Source organism: Streptomyces olivaceoviridis (genome assembly GCF_014650115.1).
GTDB classification, from domain to species: Bacteria; Actinomycetota; Actinomycetes; order Streptomycetales; family Streptomycetaceae; genus Streptomyces; species Streptomyces olivaceoviridis.
In genome coordinates, this window is sequence record NZ_BMUI01000031.1 from 25,328 (window position 1) to 41,906 (window position 16,579).

Here is a 16,579-nt window from a genome sequence, read left to right on the forward strand (position 1 = left end):
CGCGCGCAGGCGCTTATCAGCGGGACGCTCACCTCGCTCCGAACGCGAGCGGGCGGCTCCGGCCGACGAGGCACGACCAAGCCTCAGGAGCAGTGAAGCCGGCCCGGCCGGTGAGAACGTGGCCGACCGCCCCGGGTCGCCGGGCTCAGCACAGTCATCATCGAGCACGAACGTCTCGGAGGTGAGTGCTCATTCTGGGCCTGCGACCCCAGCAAGGCGCTGCTGCGGCCAGTGATGGCGCGGGGCTGATGCCCGCAGGGTCCCCTGGTCCACCACGCGGCGGACGGGCCTCTGGACGTTCCCGCGGTGCTCGCGACCGGGACACGATGGCCGAGCACTGGAAGGACGACGACCAGGTCGACTGGCTGGACTCGGTCAGCGTGGACCTGATCCGCGGTCACGGCCGGCTCACCGACGAGAAGTAGGTGGCGGTGGAGACACCCGAGGGCGACACGGTCCGCCTCACCGCCTGGCAGGCCCTCGGCTCCCAGGTGACCATGCTGGTCCGCAGCGAGGCCGGACTGCTCCCCCGGATGGAACCGTTCGCCGGTGGACTGGTCGCGGAGGGCCTGCGCGAGGCAGGGGTCGACGTTCGGCTCGGAACCTCGGTGATCTCCGTGACGCGCCAGGAGCCGGCGCCCGGCGAGGTCGGGGTCGAGCTCAAGGCCGGGACCGAGATGACCGCGGACGAGATGCTGTTCGCCATCGGCCGGACCCCGCAGACAGGGAAGCCGGGGCTGGAGACCGTTGGGCTGACGCCCGGCGACCGGCTGCGGGGGGCGACACCTGCCGGGTGACCGCCGTCCCCGCTGGCTGGCTCTACGCCGTGGGTGACGTCGACCACCGGGCGCCGATGACTCACCAGGGCAAGTACCAGGCCCGGATCGCGGGCTCAGTCATCGGCTCACGCGCGCGGGGCGAGACCCTCGACAAGACCCGGTGGGGCGCGCACACGACCACCGCCGACCTCGTGACAATTCCCCAAGTCGTCTTCACGGACCCCGAGGTCGCGTCCGTGGGCCGCACCACACGCGAGGCCGCACGGGCCGGACGCCGGGTCGAGGGCGTGGACTCTCCAGGGGTGCCAGACGCGAAAACGGCCGCGGGACGAGCCTCACCGGCTCGTCCCGCGGCCGTACCGCGTGGAGGGCGGCTTCACCGCCCCGTGGTGTTCAGGCTTCCGCGCGCTTCGGCAGCCGCCAGTTAGGGCGCGGGAAGTGGCAGGTGTAGCCCTCCGGGTAGCGCTGGAGGTAGTCCTGGTGCTCCGGCTCGGCCTCCCAGAACGGACCGGCCGGCACGACCTCGGTCACCACCGATCCCGGCCACAGCCCCGACGCCTCGACGTCGGCGATGGTGTCGAGCGCGACGCGCCGCTGCTCCTCGTCGAGGTAGAAGATGGCGGAACGGTAACTGGCCCCGATGTCGTTGCCCTGTCGGTTCTTCGTGCTCGGGTCGTGGATCTGGAAGAAGTACTCCAGGATCGTGCGGTAGTCGGTGACGGTCGGATCGAAAGTGATCTCGATCGACTCGGCGTGGTTCCCGTGGTTGCGATAGGTAGGGTTGGCCAGGTCGTCGTCGCCGCTGTAACCGACCCGGGTGCGGGTCACACCGGGGAGTTTGCGGATCAGTTCCTGCATGCCCCAGAAGCAGCCGCCGGCCAGCAGCGCCCTTTCCTCGACGTCGGTCATCAGTTCTCACCCTTCCCCTCCCCCAGCGACCGGAGGAGTTACAGCACTACTATGACGCATAGATCGTCACCTGTCAAACAGGTGACGCACTCGCCCCCGGCCGACGGCGCCGGCCAAGGCCGGGCAACAGGCCGGTGCTGTCGGTGCCGTCCGCTTGCGAGGCAGGAAATCGCGGCGCGGGGAGCGCGTCAGCCGAGCCTCGTCACCTGGTAGTGGGAGATGTACCAGCGGTCGTCCACCCGCTTGAGCACGACACTGAGAGTGACGTGGATGTCCGGCCGGTCGGTGAAACTGAAGTCCACGTCGAGATACCCGAGCAGGACGTCGTCCGCGAGGCTCCGCGTCTCCAGCACCCGGTACTCGGCCGCCAGCCCGATCGGCTGGGAGTCGTAGTACGTGAAGACACCCTGCCGGCCGACGCTGTAGGGGTGGAGTCCCTGGAAGATGGCGTCCTCGGTGAAGAGCGCCGCGACCTTCTCCGGCTCGTGCGCGTCGACCGCGGTCTTCCACTGGTCCATGACGCCGCGCAGGACGGCTTCCTGTGCTGCTGTGCCGCTCATCGGTTTCCTCCTCCAGCAGGCAGGGCGCGCGCGGTGGATGCGCGTCCCATGTGGTTCAGGCGGTGAGGCCGGTGGGGCCCGGGTCGTTCGGGTGTGGCTGCAGGGCGGTGATCTCGGCGGTCATCCACGGCCACAGGGGCAGGGTGCCGAGCACCTTCTCACGCAGGTCGGCCTCGTCGTCCGCGCGCCACACGCCGACGCTGCGCAGTTCGCCGACCGGGCGCCACAGCCGGAACAAGTGTCCGGTGGCGGCCAGTTCCCTGGCCCGGACGGATTCGGCCGCGCGTCGCCGGTCGACCTCGGCGGGGTCGGTGCCCTCGGGCACGGTGGTGGTGAGCACGACCAGGAATTCCTTCATCGTCGTTCGGCCTCTCTGGGGTCCGCGGGGGTGCGGGGCTGGGCTGCGGGCTGCGGGCTGCGGGCTGCGGGCTGCGGGCTGCGGGCTGCGGGCTGCGGGCTGCGGGCTGCGGGCTGCGGGCTGCGGGCTGCGGAGTCTGGGCTGTGGAGTCTGGGCTGTGGAGCAAAGGAAGCCGCGCACAGAGAACATGGTCGGTCAGCCACCGCCGGACGACACCGCATGTGCCCGGCACCGTCCTGTCGCGTCCCGCCCCGTCGAGGCCGTCCCGGCGGCCTGTCGGCGACCAGGCGGCGACGCCGACAGGCGCCGACCGGTACGTCCGGTGGTCCGGTCAGGCGGCGGCCTGGAGGGCTGCGGCGACCCGCACGACGCGCTCGGCCTGGATGCCGGCGGCGAGACGGGTGACCTCACCGACGGGCTTGGTGCCCTGGCCGTCGGCGTGCGAGGTGCCGTAGGGGTTGCCGTCGACGAACTTCTGCGGGTCGGTGAAGCCCGGCGTGACCGTGATGCCGCCGAAGTGGTGGACGGAGTTGTAGAGCGCGAGCAGGGTGGACTCGTGCCCGGCGTGATCCGTGGCGGTGGAGACGAAGCCGCTGTACACCTTGTTCGCGAGCTTGCCCTGCGCCCAGAGGCCGCCGAGCGTGTCGATGAACTGCTTCAACTGCGAGGAGACGTTGCCGAAGCGGGTCGGCGTGCCGAAGATGACGGCGTCGGCCCACTCGACGTCCGCCGGGGTGGCCTCGGGGATGTCGGCGATGGCCGCGTGGTTGGCGGCCCAGGCCGGGTTGGAGTCGATGGCGGCCCGGGGAGCGAGCTCGGCCACCTTCAGCAGACGGACCTCGGCACCCGCCTTGACACCGGCGTCGTGCAGCTCCTTGGCGATCTCGGTGATCGTGCCGGTGGACGAGTAGAAGACGATGGCGAGCTTGATCGGAGTGGACACGGGATTTCTCCATTTCGAGGAACGGCGGCGACCAGGTGAGCCGTCCGGCCATCCAAGCTAGACGACCGGTCTACTTTAATCAAACCTCGCCCCGGGGCACACACGTCGACGTGGGTCCTGGCAGGCAGGCTGGCCGCAGCACCAGCCACGTCGAGTTCGCCGAGCGGATGGTGCGGAAGCTGAGTGAGGGGCTTCGAGCCCTGGAAGCCCTCCCGCGTGACGACGAGTTCTGGCACGGCTGGGCGAATGATCACGCCACGACCCACAAGCTGGGCGCTTTCGCCGCCGAACTGCTGGACCGCGATCCCACAGATCCGACGGCGCGGTGGGCCCTTGTGGCGCTCGCGCTCGCCCACGGCGCCAATGGCGGTGGGCTGTCCCTGCCAGGACCTCAGATCGCCGGCGATCCGACCGCCGTGGCGGACGCGCTGGTCATCGCGGACTGGGTCGGGCAGGAAATCGGGTTCGATCTCACTGCCGAGCTGCGCGAGGTGTGTGCGTGGGCTGACCTCGACAGGCTGGAGTCGCCGGCCCGGGCGGAGGGAGGAGAGACGGCCCAGGCTGCGTCGCGTGCTCTGGAACTCCGTCTTCCTCGATCGGACCGCGGTTGAACGCACGTGACGCCGGTGAGGGGTTGAGTCGTTCGGCTTCGGTGACGCGGGAGCGGCAGGACTCGGTGCCGGTCTGGATAGGGGCGCGGCGGAAGGTGACCGGTCGGCGACGGCCGGGCAGCGGTGTGGGGCGTCGAAGATCTTGTTCCACTCGGCCCGCGGAGGGCCACAGCGAGGGCGGTGGCCTTGGCTTTGGCCTTGCACCTGGCGCTCGGTGAAGATCTGGAACAGCCGGTCGGCAGGGGGGTCGGCCTCCGCGGAGGCGGGACCCTCGGACGCACTTGAGAAGCGGGCGTACGCTGACGCCGACCTGACGGCGGGCGGCCGTGAGCAGGACGGCCGGCGGCTGTCCCCGGCCGTCGGCGGGGGATCGTTGTCAGCTTGTCGAGGCAGGCGTCAGGGTGGTGGGCTCTGAAGGCCAGTCGAGCACGGTCAGCTCGGGCCACTGCTGCCGCCAGCGGGCGGTTTTGGTCTCGTACACCTCGCGCGGAGCAAGCACTGGATTGGGCCGGACGACGAGATTGAACACGTCGGCAAGCCCATGCGGTGCATAGACGCGCCACTGCCCATCCCGTTCCAGGCGAACGCCCAAGCAGCAGGTAGTAGCCGCGAAGCTGTCGATGGCAGCCTCGGTGGAGGTGTAGGGAGCACACGCGACGCCGAACTTCTGCTCGTACCAGAGGTGGACGCGGGCCTCGTTGCGGACCTCGACCTCTGCCGGCAAGCCGGCGAAGGCATCGTCGGCGGCCTTGATCACAGCGTTCTCCGCCTCCCACGACAGATCGTGGTCGTCGAAGTAGAAGACGTCGTAGTCCTTGATCCCGCTGGTGGGGTGCCTGTCCGTGACCACGTTCCAGACGGTCTGGAACAGGCAGCCTGCCGTCAGGTACCAGCCCGGAAGCGCCATTCGAGCCGTGCGGTTCAACACCTCCACCAGTACCTCGTTACGGGACAGCACAGACCTGAGGGCAGCAAGCTGCTCGTCGAGCGGGAGGCGACCAATCACCGCCCATGCCTACCACGCGGCAGGCCAATGGCTTCTGCCTTCAGCCATCGAGGCCCTCTTGACGGCAGATGAGGGTGCAGGCGGCGATGTGGGTCGCACCCGCTCAGCCGGCCGAAACGTTCCGCGTCGCCTCGCGTGCTTCGGTGAGGGCTCGCTGCCTGAGGTGGCCGCCGAACAACTGAATCGTGGTGGCGGCCAGGATGTCATCCCTGTCGATGGTTCGCCCGTCCCCCCTGCGGGTGGACGGGGCTCCGAGGGAACCCTTGAGGAACGGGGATGGGGCCGGTTCGCCCGACAGCACCGGGGTGACCGTACCAAAACGTTTGACCCCGCCCTCGCGGACGACCATGGCCGCGTCCCGGGCGACGTCCGTCAGGAACACGCTCGCGATTCCGTCCAGGTCGCGGAGCATCGCCGGGACGGCCGTCGCCCCCCGGCTCCGCAGCAGCTTCCTGACCCCAGCCTCGAACCTGTGGGCGCCGACCACAGCACTCGGTTTGCGCGACCTGCTGCGCTGGCGGGAGGGCACGATGACACCCTCGGCGTCGTACAGGACACCGGTCAGCCCTTGGAACGTCGGGCTGTGGTCGTACCACTTGTTCCCCACCTCAAGCTCGACGTTCCGGTCGATCGCCGAGAGCAGGTCACCGGGAACCAGCTTCTTCCGGGCCTCCTCCGCCGCCACTCTCCTCGCGCCGTCGATGATCTCCGTCAGCACTGTCCGCGTCACCGAGGCTGCGGCCCACGCGGCCGACCGAGAGACGTACATCGAGGTCACGTCCCTGAACACCGCTTTGACGAGAGAAGGCTTGAACGGCGAGACACCTATGACCGAGGCGGTCTCGGTACCGCTGCGCTCAGGGCGTGCGGGCTGTGTGGCCATCGGAAGAAACGCTCCCTGCTGTCGGAGTTGTCAGAGGCCCACACTTCACCACGCAGACCCGCTTTCCTCCCCATCCTCCGTCGAAGCAGCACCCGGTCAAGGGCCTGAGGACACATCCCGACGGCCGGGCCGATGATCGGCCACCTCCCGCACGCCCTCGTACCGTGGCACCTGCGTCCCCCGTCCGGCCGCACCCCGCTCTCCCTGGCCCTTGCCACCGAGGAGGAGCGGCCGGTGAAGCGCACGCAGGACGACAAGTGGGCGGCCAACCTGCGGGGCGGCGAAGGTGGTTACGCCCGTGGGGGGACTTGAACGTGCCACCCAGAGCCTGCGGCAACAGATGAGGGTGCGGGTGGTGCCGGTGAAGGCCAGGAAGTGGTCGGCTTTGCGTTCGTAGCGCCGGTGGAGGCGGCGGCAGCCGGCCGGCCGGCCAGGACGCGGTTCTCTCCCGACCCATCGGTGGCGGCCAGGCCAGGGCCCAAACGACGGGATCTGCCGCCCGGTGCAGCCCCGCTGACAGCCCCCGCCTTACGGGCGTATGACCTCGGTTGGAAACACCACCGCGCGGGACATGTCCCGCAACCAGAATCGACGCCTTGGCCCTCAGCCCTCAGCGCAGGACAACTCCGAACACGGAGCAACTCCGGCAAGAAGGTAGCCGTCATCACCGGTGCTTCCCAGGGCATCGGCGCGGGTCTGGTCGAGGCGTACCGCAAGCTCGGTTACGCCGTCGTCGCCACCTCGCGGACCGTCGCCGCCTCGGACGACCCGGACGTCGTCACCGTCCAGGGCGACATCGCCGACCCCGCCACTGCCGAGCGCGTCGCCGCCGCCGCGATCGAGCGGTTCGGGCGCATCGACACCCTCGTCAACAACGCCGGCATCTTCGTCGCCAAGCCGTTCACCGAATACACGCAGGAGGACTACGACGCGGTGACGGGCGTCAACCTGACCGGGTTCTTCCGGATCACCCAGCTCGCCGTCGAGCAGATGCTCCGTCAGAGCGGCGGCCACGTCGTCCAGATCACCACGAGCCTGGTCCACCACGCCCTCTCCGCGGTGCCCTCGGTGCTGGCCTCCCTGACCAAGGGCGGCCTCCAGTCCGCCAGCAAGGCTCTGGCCGTCGAGTACGCGACCCGGGGCATCCGCAGCAACGCCGTCTCCCTGGGCGTCATCAAGACCCCGATGCACTCCGAGGAGTACTTCGAGACGTTCGCCGCCCTGCACCCGGTCGGGCGGATGGGTGAGATCAGCGACATCGTCGACGCGGTTCTCTACTTGGAGGACGCGCCGTTCGTCACCGGCGAGGTCCTGCACGTCGACGGCGGCCAGGGCGCCGGTCACTGACGCCGGGTCCGGCGGTCACACCCATCACCGCCCGACCTCTCAGGCACATCGGCACGCCGCTGATCACAAGCATGATCAGCGGCCTGTTCCGCCGGCGGAGGCACGGCACGTCATCGGCGCACACGCGATGCCGTCGACCGAGGGACCTGAACGGCCAGTACGACACCGACGGTGTGTCCACCTTGGACGCCAAGCAGCGGGGCGACCTGGACGGCAAAGGGTGGAGCTTCCCGGCGGACCAGTTGCCGCGCCCCGGACTCACCTCGGCCGGCGGCCACGACTACCGCATCCCCGGGACCTCGGGCACGGCCGGGAACTTCCTCGGTCTGCGCGGTCGGTGGACCTATCTGACACCCGGCCGCTACTCCGCGCTCGACCCGCTGGTCACCGCCATGAACGGGGACCAGCGCGCCGACGTCACCATCCGCCGCGGTCTGTGCGTCCGTGGCGTCACCCGTCCCCGGTGAGACCCAGTTGCCGCAGCATGCCGAGCTCGTCACTGCTGCCCCAGCGTTCGACGAGCCTGCCGTCACTGTCGAAGCGGCTGATCTGCATACCCCGGTAACTCACCTTCCTGCCGGTGGGCGGGTGCCCCATCAGTGGTCCGAGGTGTGTTCCGCTGATGGTGTAGGCGAAGGCCAGCTCGTCGTCGGTGGCCACGAGGTGTTCCACCGCCACGTTCAGGTCCGGGAAGGCGGCGCGGAGTTCGCCGAACATCGCCTTGTACCCGGCGGGACCGGGCCCCTGGCCGGGGGCGGGGTCGTGATCGATCGAACCGGGTGCCACGACCCTGTCCAGGGCGTCGAGGTCTCCGGAGACGACGGCCTCCGCGAAGGCGGTCTGGGCGGTGATGTTCGTCTGTCTCGACATAGCGCTCCTCCTGCGCCGAGTAGGCCACCGATCCGAAGCGGCCGGACTTCCGCGGGCGCCCGCGGGTATGGGATGGCGGACGGTGGGGAATCCGCCGGTCCGCGTGCTCGCCGGGGGGCTGCCGCGCGTCCCGCCGCAACGGCCCGCCCCGCTCCCCGGCCGACCGGGGCCGCGCGGCGGACACCCGGGCCCGGCACACGTGTGACCCGGCGAAGCGGCCCTGTGCCACGGTCTCTCCAGTCTCTCCCTGTGGCCACGCGGGGGCACTCCGGCAGGGCGATCAGCAGCCGTGCGCTGCCGCGGCACACGCCCGAGCGGCGGCGGGACGACCGTCGCGCGAGCCGCGGCCGGGGCGCCCGCCGCCGTAGGGGCTCGTGTGAGGCGTCCTCTGCCTGGCGTCGCACGAATGCGGGCGGCCGGGGAGCACCGTGCCGGGCCCGGACGCGACCGTGTGGGGCGTCCCCGGCGACGGCCGGTCCGGCGAACCACCTCCAGGGGCCCGCTGGTACGGCGGCCACGCCCGTTCCACCCGCCACCGGAGAGGTCGAGCCGCCTCGGCGAGTGCACCGCAGGAACCGCTCTGGGGTGAACGCCCGTTCCGGGCCCGCGAAGCCGACAGGGCGTTGCTGCGACCGGTGGTGGCAGGCACCGACGCCCCCTGCTCGGCCCATGAGCCGCTGTGCGGAGGGTGGTGGGCGCACCTGCTGGAGGCGGGACGAGGCGCCCCGCGCGTCCTGATCAGCTCGCCCGCCGGGACCACGGCAGGGTGCCGGTCGGCGCCGGAAGCGGCGTGCTGCGGATCGGTGGGTCCCTCGCGCGGCTCATGCGCAGGGCGGGTCGCAGGGCGGAATGACGGGGGTCCCCCCGCTGACCAGCACCCCGGGGAGAGCCGCGCGCCGCGAACCGCGTACGGTGCGGGGCGGGTGGCGACACGCGCGGTGGTGGGCGGCGAGGAGGCGGTCCACGGCACGCGTACGATCCTCACCCGCCGCGCCACCCACACCACACCGCATCGGCCCGGAAGGACGAGCCCCGTGCTCACGTCGTACGCCGCCCACTTCGACACGCCCGCCGGGTACCTGGACTTCGCACGTTTCGGACCGCCGTCACGGGATACCGTCGCCGCCGGCGCACGAGCCGTGGCGGAATCCGCCACCGCCGACCACACCACCGTGGACGCCCTGATGCGTGCGGAGGAGTCCGCACGGGGCACGGCCGCCCGCCTGGCGGGCACCGACGTCCGGCACACCGTGCTGCTCCCGAACACGTCCACCGGCCTGTTCCACGCGGCTCTCGGCATCCGGGAAGGCGTGGTCCTCGCACCGCAGACCGACTTCCCCGCCAACCACTATCCCTGGCACCGCGCCGCGCAGCTGGGCCGGGCCACACCACGCTGGCTCGACCCGGCGCCCGGCGCCGGTGTCACCCCCGACCTGGTCCGCACCGCGTTGACCGATGACGTGGTCGCCCTGTCCGTGAGCGCCGTGGACTTCCGTACCGGCTTCCGCACCGACCTCGCGGCGCTGCGCGAGGCGATCGGGCCGGACCGGTTGCTGATCGTGGACGGCATCCAGGCATTCGGCGTGGCCGCGCTGCCCTGGGACACGGCCGACGTACTGGTCACGGGCGGCCAGAAATGGCTGCGCGCGGGATGGGGCACCGGCTTCGCCACGCTGTCCGACCGGGCGCTGGAACGCCTCGACCCCGTCCTCACCGGCTGGACGGGGGTCGAGGACGCCGGTCTCTTCGACGGAACGGCGCACCCACCGGCCCCGGACGCGCGACGGTGGTCGATCACCCACCTCAGCCCGGTGACGGCCGCCGCGTTCGCGTCCGCGCTCGCCATCGTGGAGCGGCACACGGTAGCGGCGATCGAGGGCGCCATCGCCGCGCGGATCGCCGAACTCTCCGACACCGTCCAGCGGTGCGGGGGCCGCGTCCTCTCCCCCGCCGACCCTGCGCGGCGAGCGGGCATCCTCTCCTTCACCATGCCGGGGCACGAACCGTCCCTCGTGGCGAAGGCCTTGCACGCCGAGGGTGTCACTCCGACGGTGCGCGCCGACTCGCTCCGCTTCTCCCCGCACGCCTCGACGCCGCCGGAGGTTTCCGAGCGGGTCGCCGCCGCGCTGTCGTCGCTGCGGAGCTGAGCCCGCTGGATCGGGCTCGGACCCGTCGGATGGGGGTCGCCGGTCCGGGTGAGCGTCGCGCGGCGCGCCCGCGGGCCGCCGGCTACCAGGTCTGTTCGCCGGCGCGGACGAGGATCTCGTTGACGGCGACCCGGCGGTCCCGGGTGACGATGTAGGACACGGCGTCGGCGATGTCCTCGGGCCGGAGCGGCTCCATGCCCGCGATCTGGCGCTCGACGGCCTGTCGTACGCCGTCGCGCAGGTGTGTGCTCAGTTCGGTGTCCACGGTGCCGGGCTCCACCACGCTCACCCGTACGCGCTTCGGGCCGAGCTCCTGCCGCAGCGCCTCGGTGAAGCCGTTGATCCCGAACTTGGTCAGGTTGTAGACGGCGGTCCCGGGGCGGGCGACCCGTCCCGCGGTGGAGCTGATGTTCACCAGATCCGCCACTCCCCGCGGCGAGTCCTCCGCCGCGCGCAGGAGATGCGGCAGCGCGGCATGGGTGACGTACAGCAGACCCTGCACATTCACCTCCAGCATGTGCTCCCACTCCTCCAGCGGAGAGTCCACGGCCTGCCCGACGCCCATGAAGCCGGCGTTGTTGACGACCGTGTCCAGGCGGCCGAGCTCTGCCACCACGCTGTCCAGCGCGCTCGCGGCCTGCTGCTTGTCGGTGATGTCCGCCTCCACCACCAAGGCCGTGCCCCCCTCGGCCCGCAGTGTGTCCGCGAGCGCCTCAAGTCGTGCCCGCCGCCGTCCCAGCACGGCGACGGCCGCGCCTTCCGCGGCGAGCCCGCGCGCGGTCGCCTCACCGATGCCGCTGCTCGCACCGGTTACCAGGGCCACCGTGTTCTGCAGTCGCGCGGTCATGTGTCTTCCTCCTCATGGGGGTGGTCGGGCAGGTCGCCCCCGGTTGCCGGCGACACGGGAAACGGGCGGCGAGCCGGGCGTCCGCCGTAGTCCGGCGTCGCCCTTCGCCCCTCGTGCGAAGGCACGGTAATCTCGTAACCGGAACCGGTTCCGCATGCACCGCACGCACACTAAGCGGAACTGGTTCCGGTTGCAAGGGCGAGGGGAAGGAAACAGGTTGACCGGGAAGGGCACGGACAGCGCCGGACGGCAGGACAGGCCGCTGCGCGCCGATGCGCGACGGAACGAGGACCGGCTGCTCAGCGCCGCGGCAGAGGCGTTCGCCCGGGAAGGCACGGGCGCCTCGGTCAAGGACATCGCCCGCGCGGCCGGCGTCGGTGTCGGCACGCTCTACCGCCGGTTCCCGTCCAAGGAACTGCTGATCGAGGCGACGTACCGGCATGAAGTGGAGGTGCTGTGCGCAGCGGCACCCGAACTCACCGCTTCGCTGCCCCCGGCGGAGGCACTCCGGACCTGGATGGAACGCTTCATCGACTTCATGGCGGCCAAGCACGGCATGGCCGACGTGCTCCGAGTGGTGCTGACCGACGAGGGCGAGCGGCTGACCACCCGCGCCCACCTCACCGAGGCGGTCCGTCACCTCCTCGCCGCCGGGGCGAGTCAGAACGTCACCCGGTCACAGGTCGAGGCGCAGGACGTCCTCATGGCTCTCGGCGGCATCAGCGTCATGGCCGACACCGAACAACAGCCCGGCCTGGCCCCGGCCCTGATCGATCTGCTCCTGCACGGCGTCCTGACGCGCTGAAGGACGGCCGCCCCGTCCCGCCACACGGGGGTGGTGGCGGGAGTCTGTCAGCAGATACGCATGGCCGCCGGGGGGATTGGTTCACGGTCTCCCCGTACGGACCGCCGCGCCTGCGAGGACAGCCCGCTCGTACGGCAACGGGAGGCGGGGTGTCTCCCACTCCCCCGCTGTGTGTGCGACCTGCGCGCCAGGGTCGTCCGGGGGTTGTCGGTCCGGGTCGGGCGCGGGGGCTGGTGGGCGGCGCCGGGCGGGAACGTCGGACAGCGACCATCGGGCGGTGTAGAGGCGGTAGTCGGCTTCCACCGCGTGAAGTCGTCGGCTCGTTGATGTCCAGGCGGTGAGTGGAGATGGCGGCGGCCACGATCCGGTCGTCCAGGCCGGGGTCGCGGCGGCGGCCACGCGGGACGAGGGCGAGGTGGCGGCGGGCTTCGGCGAGCAGGTGCCGGCGGTGGAAGCGGCCTCCGTCGGTCATCACGAACACCGTCGCGGTGACGTCGACGGCCGCCGGCACCATGTCGACCACGGCGGCGACACGGGCCCGGATCGCCGCAGCCGCGGCACGGACGTACCGAAGGAGGGAGTTGATGACGTCGGCGGCCACCCCGGAGGTGAGGTTCGCGCTGGTCTTCCACCAGGCGCGCAGCCGTGGTGGGCAACCGCCGCACGTGGACACCGTGGTCAGACCGCTGGTTTCACCGCCTCCACGAGCAGGTGGTAGCCGAGGTGGTTGAAGGGCGGTATCTCGCCGAGGAACCGCTCGATCCGGTCGACGAACGAGCGGACGGAGGCGTCCCGCAGGACCTCGTCCGCGAGCCACGCGGCCAGGGGCGAGTTGCCACGCATCCTGGTGACGGTCATCCCGGCGCCGGCGAACAGCGCCGTCAGGTCCTGCGGGCTGAAGCTGTACCAGGGCGCGAGGTAGTCCTCGCCGCTGCGGGTCCGAGTGAACTGCAGCTGCTTGGCCGCGACGTCCGTGACGTCGACCGAGGCGAACCGGTCGCCGGTGAACATCTCCTCGAACAGGGCGTTCTTCACGCCGAGCAGCATCCGGCCGCCGGGCCGCAGCACGCGGTGCACCTCGGCGAAGACGGCCGGCCTGTCCTCCAGCGGCAGGTGCATGAGCGCGAGCATGCTGGTGACGGTGTCGAAGGAACCGTCCGGGAAGGGCATGTGCGCCATGTCGCCTTCGCGCAGGTCCGCGGTCAGGTCCCGTTCGCGGAGCTTGCCCGCCGCCACCTCCAGCATCGATTCCGACAGGTCCAGCCCGCTGACCTGGGCGCCCAGCTCCGCCATGGGCACGGTGAAGCGGCCGGTGCCGCAGCCGATGTCCAAGACGCGTTCGCCGGGCCGGATCTTCTCCAACAGGAAGCGGTGCTCGGTGGCGGTGAACAGCTCGTCGCACGGGCCGAGTCCGGGGATGCGCTCGTCGTACTCCTCGGCCACCCGGCGGTACACGGACCGGACTTGGTCCTTCTGCTGTTCGGCCCGGTCGGCGAGGGTGCGAGGGCGTTGGTCGTACGTCGTCATGTGTTCCTCCTCGGAACAGGAAAACGGGAGAGCGGGAGGGGGAGGACGGGAAGGAGGGGTGCGGGGCGGGTGCGGGGTCAGGCTTCCGGCGGGTCGCGGAGCAGGGGGCAGGACAGGCAGTGCGGACCGCCTCTGCCCCGGACCAGCTCGGCGCTGGGGGTGGTGAGCACCTCGATGCCGGCGGCGGCCAGACGCTCGTTGGCGACGACGTTGCGGTCGTAGGCGATGACAGTGCGTGGGCGGACGGCCAGGACGTTGGCGGCGTCACTCCACTGCTCCCGCTCCGCGGCGACATCGGTGCGCTCGCCGCCGGCCGCGATCAGCCGCACCGCGGGCAGGCCGAGGGACCTGGCCAGCCCGGTCAGCGGGTCGTCGACGCTCGCGGCCACCACCGCCCCGTCCCGGTCGAGCCGCAGCGTGAACCACCGGCACGCGCTCAGATGCGGGCCGCTGGCCAGGAAGGTGTCCCCGTCGACCATGGTCAGTACCGTGTCGAGGTGCATGCACTGGCGGGCCCGTGGCAGCAGGACGGCGAACACGTGCCGGGCCTGCCCGGATGCGAGCAGGGCGCGGGCCAGTTGCTCCGCGGCGGCGGCCGCGGTGCGTTGGCCGACGCCGACGAGGACACATCCGGGGCCCGCGAGCAGGACGTCGCCGCCCTCCACAGGTTCGCCCGGCCCGGGGACGGCCAGCGGATGTGCTCCGGCGGCGCGGGCGGCCGTCCCCAACAGCAGTCCCTCGGCCCGCCGTGCCGTGCTCGCCATGGGGTGGGCGATGTGAGTCCGGCCCAGCCAGCTGCTGCTGTCCCGGACGAAGAGGGAGTTCACCAGTGGTGGCAGCACGAATGCGTCGGGGGAACGAGTCAGGGTGCTGAGCGAGGCCGCGACCGCGCGCGGGTGCTCCGCGGCCAGTTCCCGCACGGTGATGCCCGCCAGCAGCAGTCCGGCCCGGTCACGGGGCGGCACCGCCTGGCACATGGCGTCCACCGCCGCGGCGACGGGCGGGCCGAGCCGCTGGTCGGCCACCACCGCCCGCGCCATCGACCGGCCGGCGCCGGGTTCCGCCAGGGCGGCGGCCAGGACCGACTCCAGCTCCACCACATCGACGCCGTGGCTCCTCAACAGCCCGGTGAAGGCGTCGTGTTCCGCCTGGGCACGCTGTACCCAGGGCACGTCGTCGAAGAGAAGATCGTGGCAGTTACCGGGACCGAGCCGGCTCAGTTCGGCTCCCGGGCGGTGTGTGAGGACCCGGCGCAGGACGCCGGTCTCGTTGTCGACGCACGTGTCGCGCAGGGCCTTCAGGGCCGGTGATCGGGCGGGCTCCGGGGGCGGGCCGCCCGTGGGTGCGCGTTGTCGCGGACGATGGTTGTCGAAGAGGGCGGGAGAACGCCTCATGACCGCTCCTGGGATGAGGGAGGGATGACCGGGGCCGGCCGAAGAAAGCACGCGAATAGCAGGCGGCGCATTACCCCGGTCGGGGAAGCGGTGCCGTGTCCGGCCAACGTAGGGAAAACCGCGTGCATGCGTCAACGGCCTACCCCATAAATGATCTAGGACGAGCGCGTGAAATGCCGTTGAATCCCTGCTGGGTACGGCGTTGACCTGTGTGAAGTCGCCCGGTCTGAAGGTTGTGTGAAGGCATTCCGTTCACCTGCTCGAACACCCTGGAAAAAGGCGGCGCAAATTCGCGGGTTTGAATCTTGTGTACGGGGAACAGCGTGATGGCGGCCTCTGCGAACGACGCTGCACAGCCCTTGACACACGGTCCAGCGACGTTCTCACACTGGAGGAAAGGCAGGACTGCCGACAGGACACCTATCGAGTGGGAATCTCTCGTGCCCGGTTCACTCATGCCCGTTGAGAACTCCGATTTACGCAACGAAGTACGGCATCTGCTGGCAGAGCCGGAATTACGCGAAGAACTGAACGGCATATGGAGAACACCGCCGCATGGGGAGTGTCCGGTCCCCCGGCTGACCTACCGGGAATTGGGCCGCCGTGGACTGCTCGCCCCGCACTGGCCGCCGGAGTACGGCGGCCGTGGCGCCGGTGTGTCCGCCGGCGCCGCGGTGGCCGAGGAGCTCGCCCTGCACGGTGTCCCCGACAGCGCACGGGTGAACACCATCGACAACGCCGGCACCACGCTGCTGTCGTTCGGCACCGAGCGGCAGCGTCGCCGCCACTGCCCGGAGATGGCCGCGGGCCGCGTCATCTTCTGCGTGCTGTACACCGAACCGGACGCCGGCAGCGACCTCGGCGGCATGGCCACCCGCGCCGAACGCATCGCGGATGGCTGGCGGTTGACCGGCACCAAGACCTGGAACGCCACCACGGCAGACGCCCGGTACGGCATCTGCGCGGCACGTGTCGCAGGCGGCGGGGACAACGCCTACGCGGCCACCGCACTGTTCGTCGTGCCGCTGGACCATTCCGCCGTGCGGATCGAGGCGTTGCCGACGGTCAACCCGGAGCCGTTCTTCACCGTGCACCTCGACGGCGCCGAGGTGGACGACGAGGCGTTGATCGGCTCACCTGACGCCGGATGGTCGATGCTCACCGAGGCCCTGGGGCTGGAACGCACCGGCATCTGCTTCGCCGGGCGGGCCCGCCGTTGGCTGGACCAGCTCGTCCGCGCGCTGGAGGCGCGCGGCGGACCGGGGGGCGCGTATGAACTGTCCCGGCTGGACGCCGAGGTGACCGCGGCGCGCCTGCTGGGCTGGCGGGCCGTGGCCGACCTCTCGGACGGGCGGCTGGGCGCCGCTGCCGCCGCCGCGGCCAAGTGGTGGAACAGCGAACTGGCCCAGCGGGTCGCCCGGCTGGCGTGGGAGCTGCTAGGCCCGCAGGGCTCTCCCGCCTTCCCCGACCTGATGGTGGCCGTCCGCGAGGCACCCGGGCTGACGCTCGCCGCCGGTACCTCGGAAATGCAGTTGTCGACCGTCGTCACTGACCTGCTGGACGGCGGCGACCCGTGGGAGGAGCCGATCTGAC

The 16,579-nt window shown here is 71.1% G+C and carries 17 protein-coding genes and 2 pseudogenes; 8 read left to right on the forward strand and 11 right to left on the reverse strand.

The genetic code is table 11. From position 1 onward, the window contains the following. Positions 1–118: 118 nt before the first annotated feature. A pseudogene (locus IE273_RS36505) lies at positions 119–1,072 on the forward strand (FAD-dependent oxidoreductase); the annotation flags it as partial. A 100-nt stretch (positions 1,073–1,172) separates the two neighbouring features. Here IE273_RS36505 and msrA read toward each other — a convergent pair. The 4 genes from msrA to wrbA all read right to left on the reverse strand — a co-directional run bounded on the left by msrA (position 1,173) and on the right by wrbA (position 3,549). Continuing rightward, positions 1,173–1,688, reverse strand: a complete 516-nt coding sequence (gene msrA, locus IE273_RS36510) for a peptide-methionine (S)-S-oxide reductase MsrA (RefSeq protein ID WP_189819420.1) — start codon at positions 1,686–1,688, stop codon at positions 1,173–1,175. 188 nt (positions 1,689–1,876) lie between these two features. Beyond that, positions 1,877–2,248, reverse strand: coding sequence for an SgcJ/EcaC family oxidoreductase (locus IE273_RS36515; RefSeq protein WP_189819421.1), 372 nt, complete (start codon positions 2,246–2,248; stop codon positions 1,877–1,879). A 55-nt stretch (positions 2,249–2,303) separates the two neighbouring features. Continuing rightward, on the reverse strand, positions 2,304–2,606 hold the full coding sequence (locus tag IE273_RS36520; protein WP_189819422.1) for a muconolactone Delta-isomerase family protein: 303 nt from the start codon (positions 2,604–2,606) through the stop codon (positions 2,304–2,306). A 331-nt stretch (positions 2,607–2,937) separates the two neighbouring features. After that, complete coding sequence (wrbA, locus tag IE273_RS36525; RefSeq protein ID WP_189819423.1) at positions 2,938–3,549, reverse strand: NAD(P)H:quinone oxidoreductase; 612 nt, start codon at positions 3,547–3,549, stop codon at positions 2,938–2,940. 110 nt (positions 3,550–3,659) lie between these two features. Between wrbA and IE273_RS36530 the strand changes: the two genes are divergently transcribed. Then, complete coding sequence (locus IE273_RS36530) at positions 3,660–4,160, forward strand: hypothetical protein (protein WP_189819424.1); 501 nt, start codon at positions 3,660–3,662, stop codon at positions 4,158–4,160. Positions 4,161–4,536: 376 nt separating this feature from the next. Here IE273_RS36530 and IE273_RS36535 read toward each other — a convergent pair whose 3' ends face one another. Both IE273_RS36535 and IE273_RS36540 read right to left on the reverse strand, forming a co-directional pair. After that, positions 4,537–5,166, reverse strand: a complete 630-nt coding sequence (locus tag IE273_RS36535) for a nucleotidyltransferase family protein (protein WP_189819425.1) — start codon at positions 5,164–5,166, stop codon at positions 4,537–4,539. A 103-nt stretch (positions 5,167–5,269) separates the two neighbouring features. Then, the gene (locus IE273_RS36540) at positions 5,270–6,049 is read right to left on the reverse strand and encodes a hypothetical protein (RefSeq protein WP_189819426.1); all 780 of its coding nucleotides are present in this window, start codon (positions 6,047–6,049) and stop codon (positions 5,270–5,272) included. Positions 6,050–6,181: 132 nt separating this feature from the next. Between IE273_RS36540 and IE273_RS36545 the strand changes: the two genes are divergently transcribed. Continuing rightward, positions 6,182–6,361, forward strand: coding sequence for a hypothetical protein (locus IE273_RS36545; RefSeq protein WP_189819427.1), 180 nt, complete (start codon positions 6,182–6,184; stop codon positions 6,359–6,361). A 12-nt stretch (positions 6,362–6,373) separates the two neighbouring features. On the opposite strand, the pseudogene IE273_RS36550 reads toward IE273_RS36545, so the two are convergent. Continuing rightward, positions 6,374–6,517 (reverse strand): annotated as a pseudogene (locus IE273_RS36550) (IS5/IS1182 family transposase); the annotation flags it as partial. A 195-nt stretch (positions 6,518–6,712) separates the two neighbouring features. On the opposite strand from IE273_RS36550, the gene IE273_RS36555 reads away from it, so the two are divergent. Continuing rightward, positions 6,713–7,396: an SDR family NAD(P)-dependent oxidoreductase gene (locus IE273_RS36555; RefSeq protein ID WP_189819460.1), complete on the forward strand. Its 684-nt coding sequence runs from the start codon at positions 6,713–6,715 to the stop codon at positions 7,394–7,396. Positions 7,397–7,467: 71 nt separating this feature from the next. Continuing rightward, positions 7,468–7,863 (forward strand): beta-sandwich domain-containing protein, encoded by a 396-nt coding sequence (locus IE273_RS36560; protein WP_506005281.1) that lies wholly within the window; start codon positions 7,468–7,470, stop codon positions 7,861–7,863. On the opposite strand, the gene IE273_RS36565 is transcribed toward IE273_RS36560, so the two are convergent. Continuing rightward, the gene (locus IE273_RS36565; RefSeq protein ID WP_189819429.1) at positions 7,847–8,266 is read right to left on the reverse strand and encodes an ester cyclase; all 420 of its coding nucleotides are present in this window, start codon (positions 8,264–8,266) and stop codon (positions 7,847–7,849) included. The two genes, IE273_RS36560 and IE273_RS36565, sit on opposite strands and share 17 nt — an antisense overlap. A 923-nt stretch (positions 8,267–9,189) precedes the next feature. Here IE273_RS36565 and IE273_RS36570 point away from each other — a divergent pair. Next, entirely contained in the window at positions 9,190–10,413 is a 1,224-nt protein-coding gene (locus tag IE273_RS36570; protein ID WP_229887897.1) for an aminotransferase class V-fold PLP-dependent enzyme, read from the forward strand. Positions 10,414–10,495: 82 nt separating this feature from the next. On the opposite strand, the gene IE273_RS36575 is transcribed toward IE273_RS36570, so the two are convergent. Beyond that, complete coding sequence (locus tag IE273_RS36575; RefSeq protein ID WP_189819430.1) at positions 10,496–11,260, reverse strand: SDR family NAD(P)-dependent oxidoreductase; 765 nt, start codon at positions 11,258–11,260, stop codon at positions 10,496–10,498. Positions 11,261–11,477: 217 nt separating this feature from the next. On the opposite strand from IE273_RS36575, the gene IE273_RS36580 reads away from it, so the two are divergent. Next, positions 11,478–12,065 (forward strand): TetR/AcrR family transcriptional regulator, encoded by a 588-nt coding sequence (locus tag IE273_RS36580; protein ID WP_189819431.1) that lies wholly within the window; start codon positions 11,478–11,480, stop codon positions 12,063–12,065. A 678-nt stretch (positions 12,066–12,743) separates the two neighbouring features. Here the strand turns inward: IE273_RS36580 and IE273_RS36585 are convergent. Then, on the reverse strand, positions 12,744–13,592 hold the full coding sequence (locus tag IE273_RS36585; RefSeq protein ID WP_189819432.1) for a class I SAM-dependent methyltransferase: 849 nt from the start codon (positions 13,590–13,592) through the stop codon (positions 12,744–12,746). Positions 13,593–13,669: 77 nt separating this feature from the next. Next, positions 13,670–14,986 (reverse strand): arginine deiminase, encoded by a 1,317-nt coding sequence (locus IE273_RS36590; RefSeq protein WP_229887899.1) that lies wholly within the window; start codon positions 14,984–14,986, stop codon positions 13,670–13,672. Positions 14,987–15,441: 455 nt separating this feature from the next. On the opposite strand from IE273_RS36590, the gene IE273_RS36595 reads away from it, so the two are divergent. Continuing rightward, positions 15,442–16,578, forward strand: coding sequence for an acyl-CoA dehydrogenase family protein (locus IE273_RS36595; RefSeq protein ID WP_229887901.1), 1,137 nt, complete (start codon positions 15,442–15,444; stop codon positions 16,576–16,578). Position 16,579 lies beyond the last annotated feature (1 nt).

What these genes read in the sequence shown, in the direction of transcription:
- msrA (WP_189819420.1), bottom strand. Translation starts at nt 1,688, where the DNA reads ATGACCGACGTCGAGGAAAGGGCGCTGCTGGCCGGCGGCTGCTTCTGG.
- IE273_RS36515 (WP_189819421.1), bottom strand. Translation starts at nt 2,248, where the DNA reads ATGAGCGGCACAGCAGCACAGGAAGCCGTCCTGCGCGGCGTCATGGAC.
- IE273_RS36520 (WP_189819422.1), bottom strand. Translation starts at nt 2,606, where the DNA reads ATGAAGGAATTCCTGGTCGTGCTCACCACCACCGTGCCCGAGGGCACC.
- IE273_RS36540 (WP_189819426.1), bottom strand. Translation starts at nt 6,049, where the DNA reads ATGGCCACACAGCCCGCACGCCCTGAGCGCAGCGGTACCGAGACCGCC.
- IE273_RS36545 (WP_189819427.1), top strand. Translation starts at nt 6,182, where the DNA reads ATGATCGGCCACCTCCCGCACGCCCTCGTACCGTGGCACCTGCGTCCC.
- IE273_RS36560 (WP_506005281.1), top strand. Translation starts at nt 7,468, where the DNA reads ATGATCAGCGGCCTGTTCCGCCGGCGGAGGCACGGCACGTCATCGGCG.
- IE273_RS36565 (WP_189819429.1), bottom strand. Translation starts at nt 8,266, where the DNA reads ATGTCGAGACAGACGAACATCACCGCCCAGACCGCCTTCGCGGAGGCC.
- IE273_RS36575 (WP_189819430.1), bottom strand. Translation starts at nt 11,260, where the DNA reads ATGACCGCGCGACTGCAGAACACGGTGGCCCTGGTAACCGGTGCGAGC.
- IE273_RS36585 (WP_189819432.1), bottom strand. Translation starts at nt 13,592, where the DNA reads ATGACGACGTACGACCAACGCCCTCGCACCCTCGCCGACCGGGCCGAA.
- IE273_RS36590 (WP_229887899.1), bottom strand. Translation starts at nt 14,986, where the DNA reads ATGAGGCGTTCTCCCGCCCTCTTCGACAACCATCGTCCGCGACAACGC.
- IE273_RS36595 (WP_229887901.1), top strand. Translation starts at nt 15,442, where the DNA reads ATGCCCGTTGAGAACTCCGATTTACGCAACGAAGTACGGCATCTGCTG.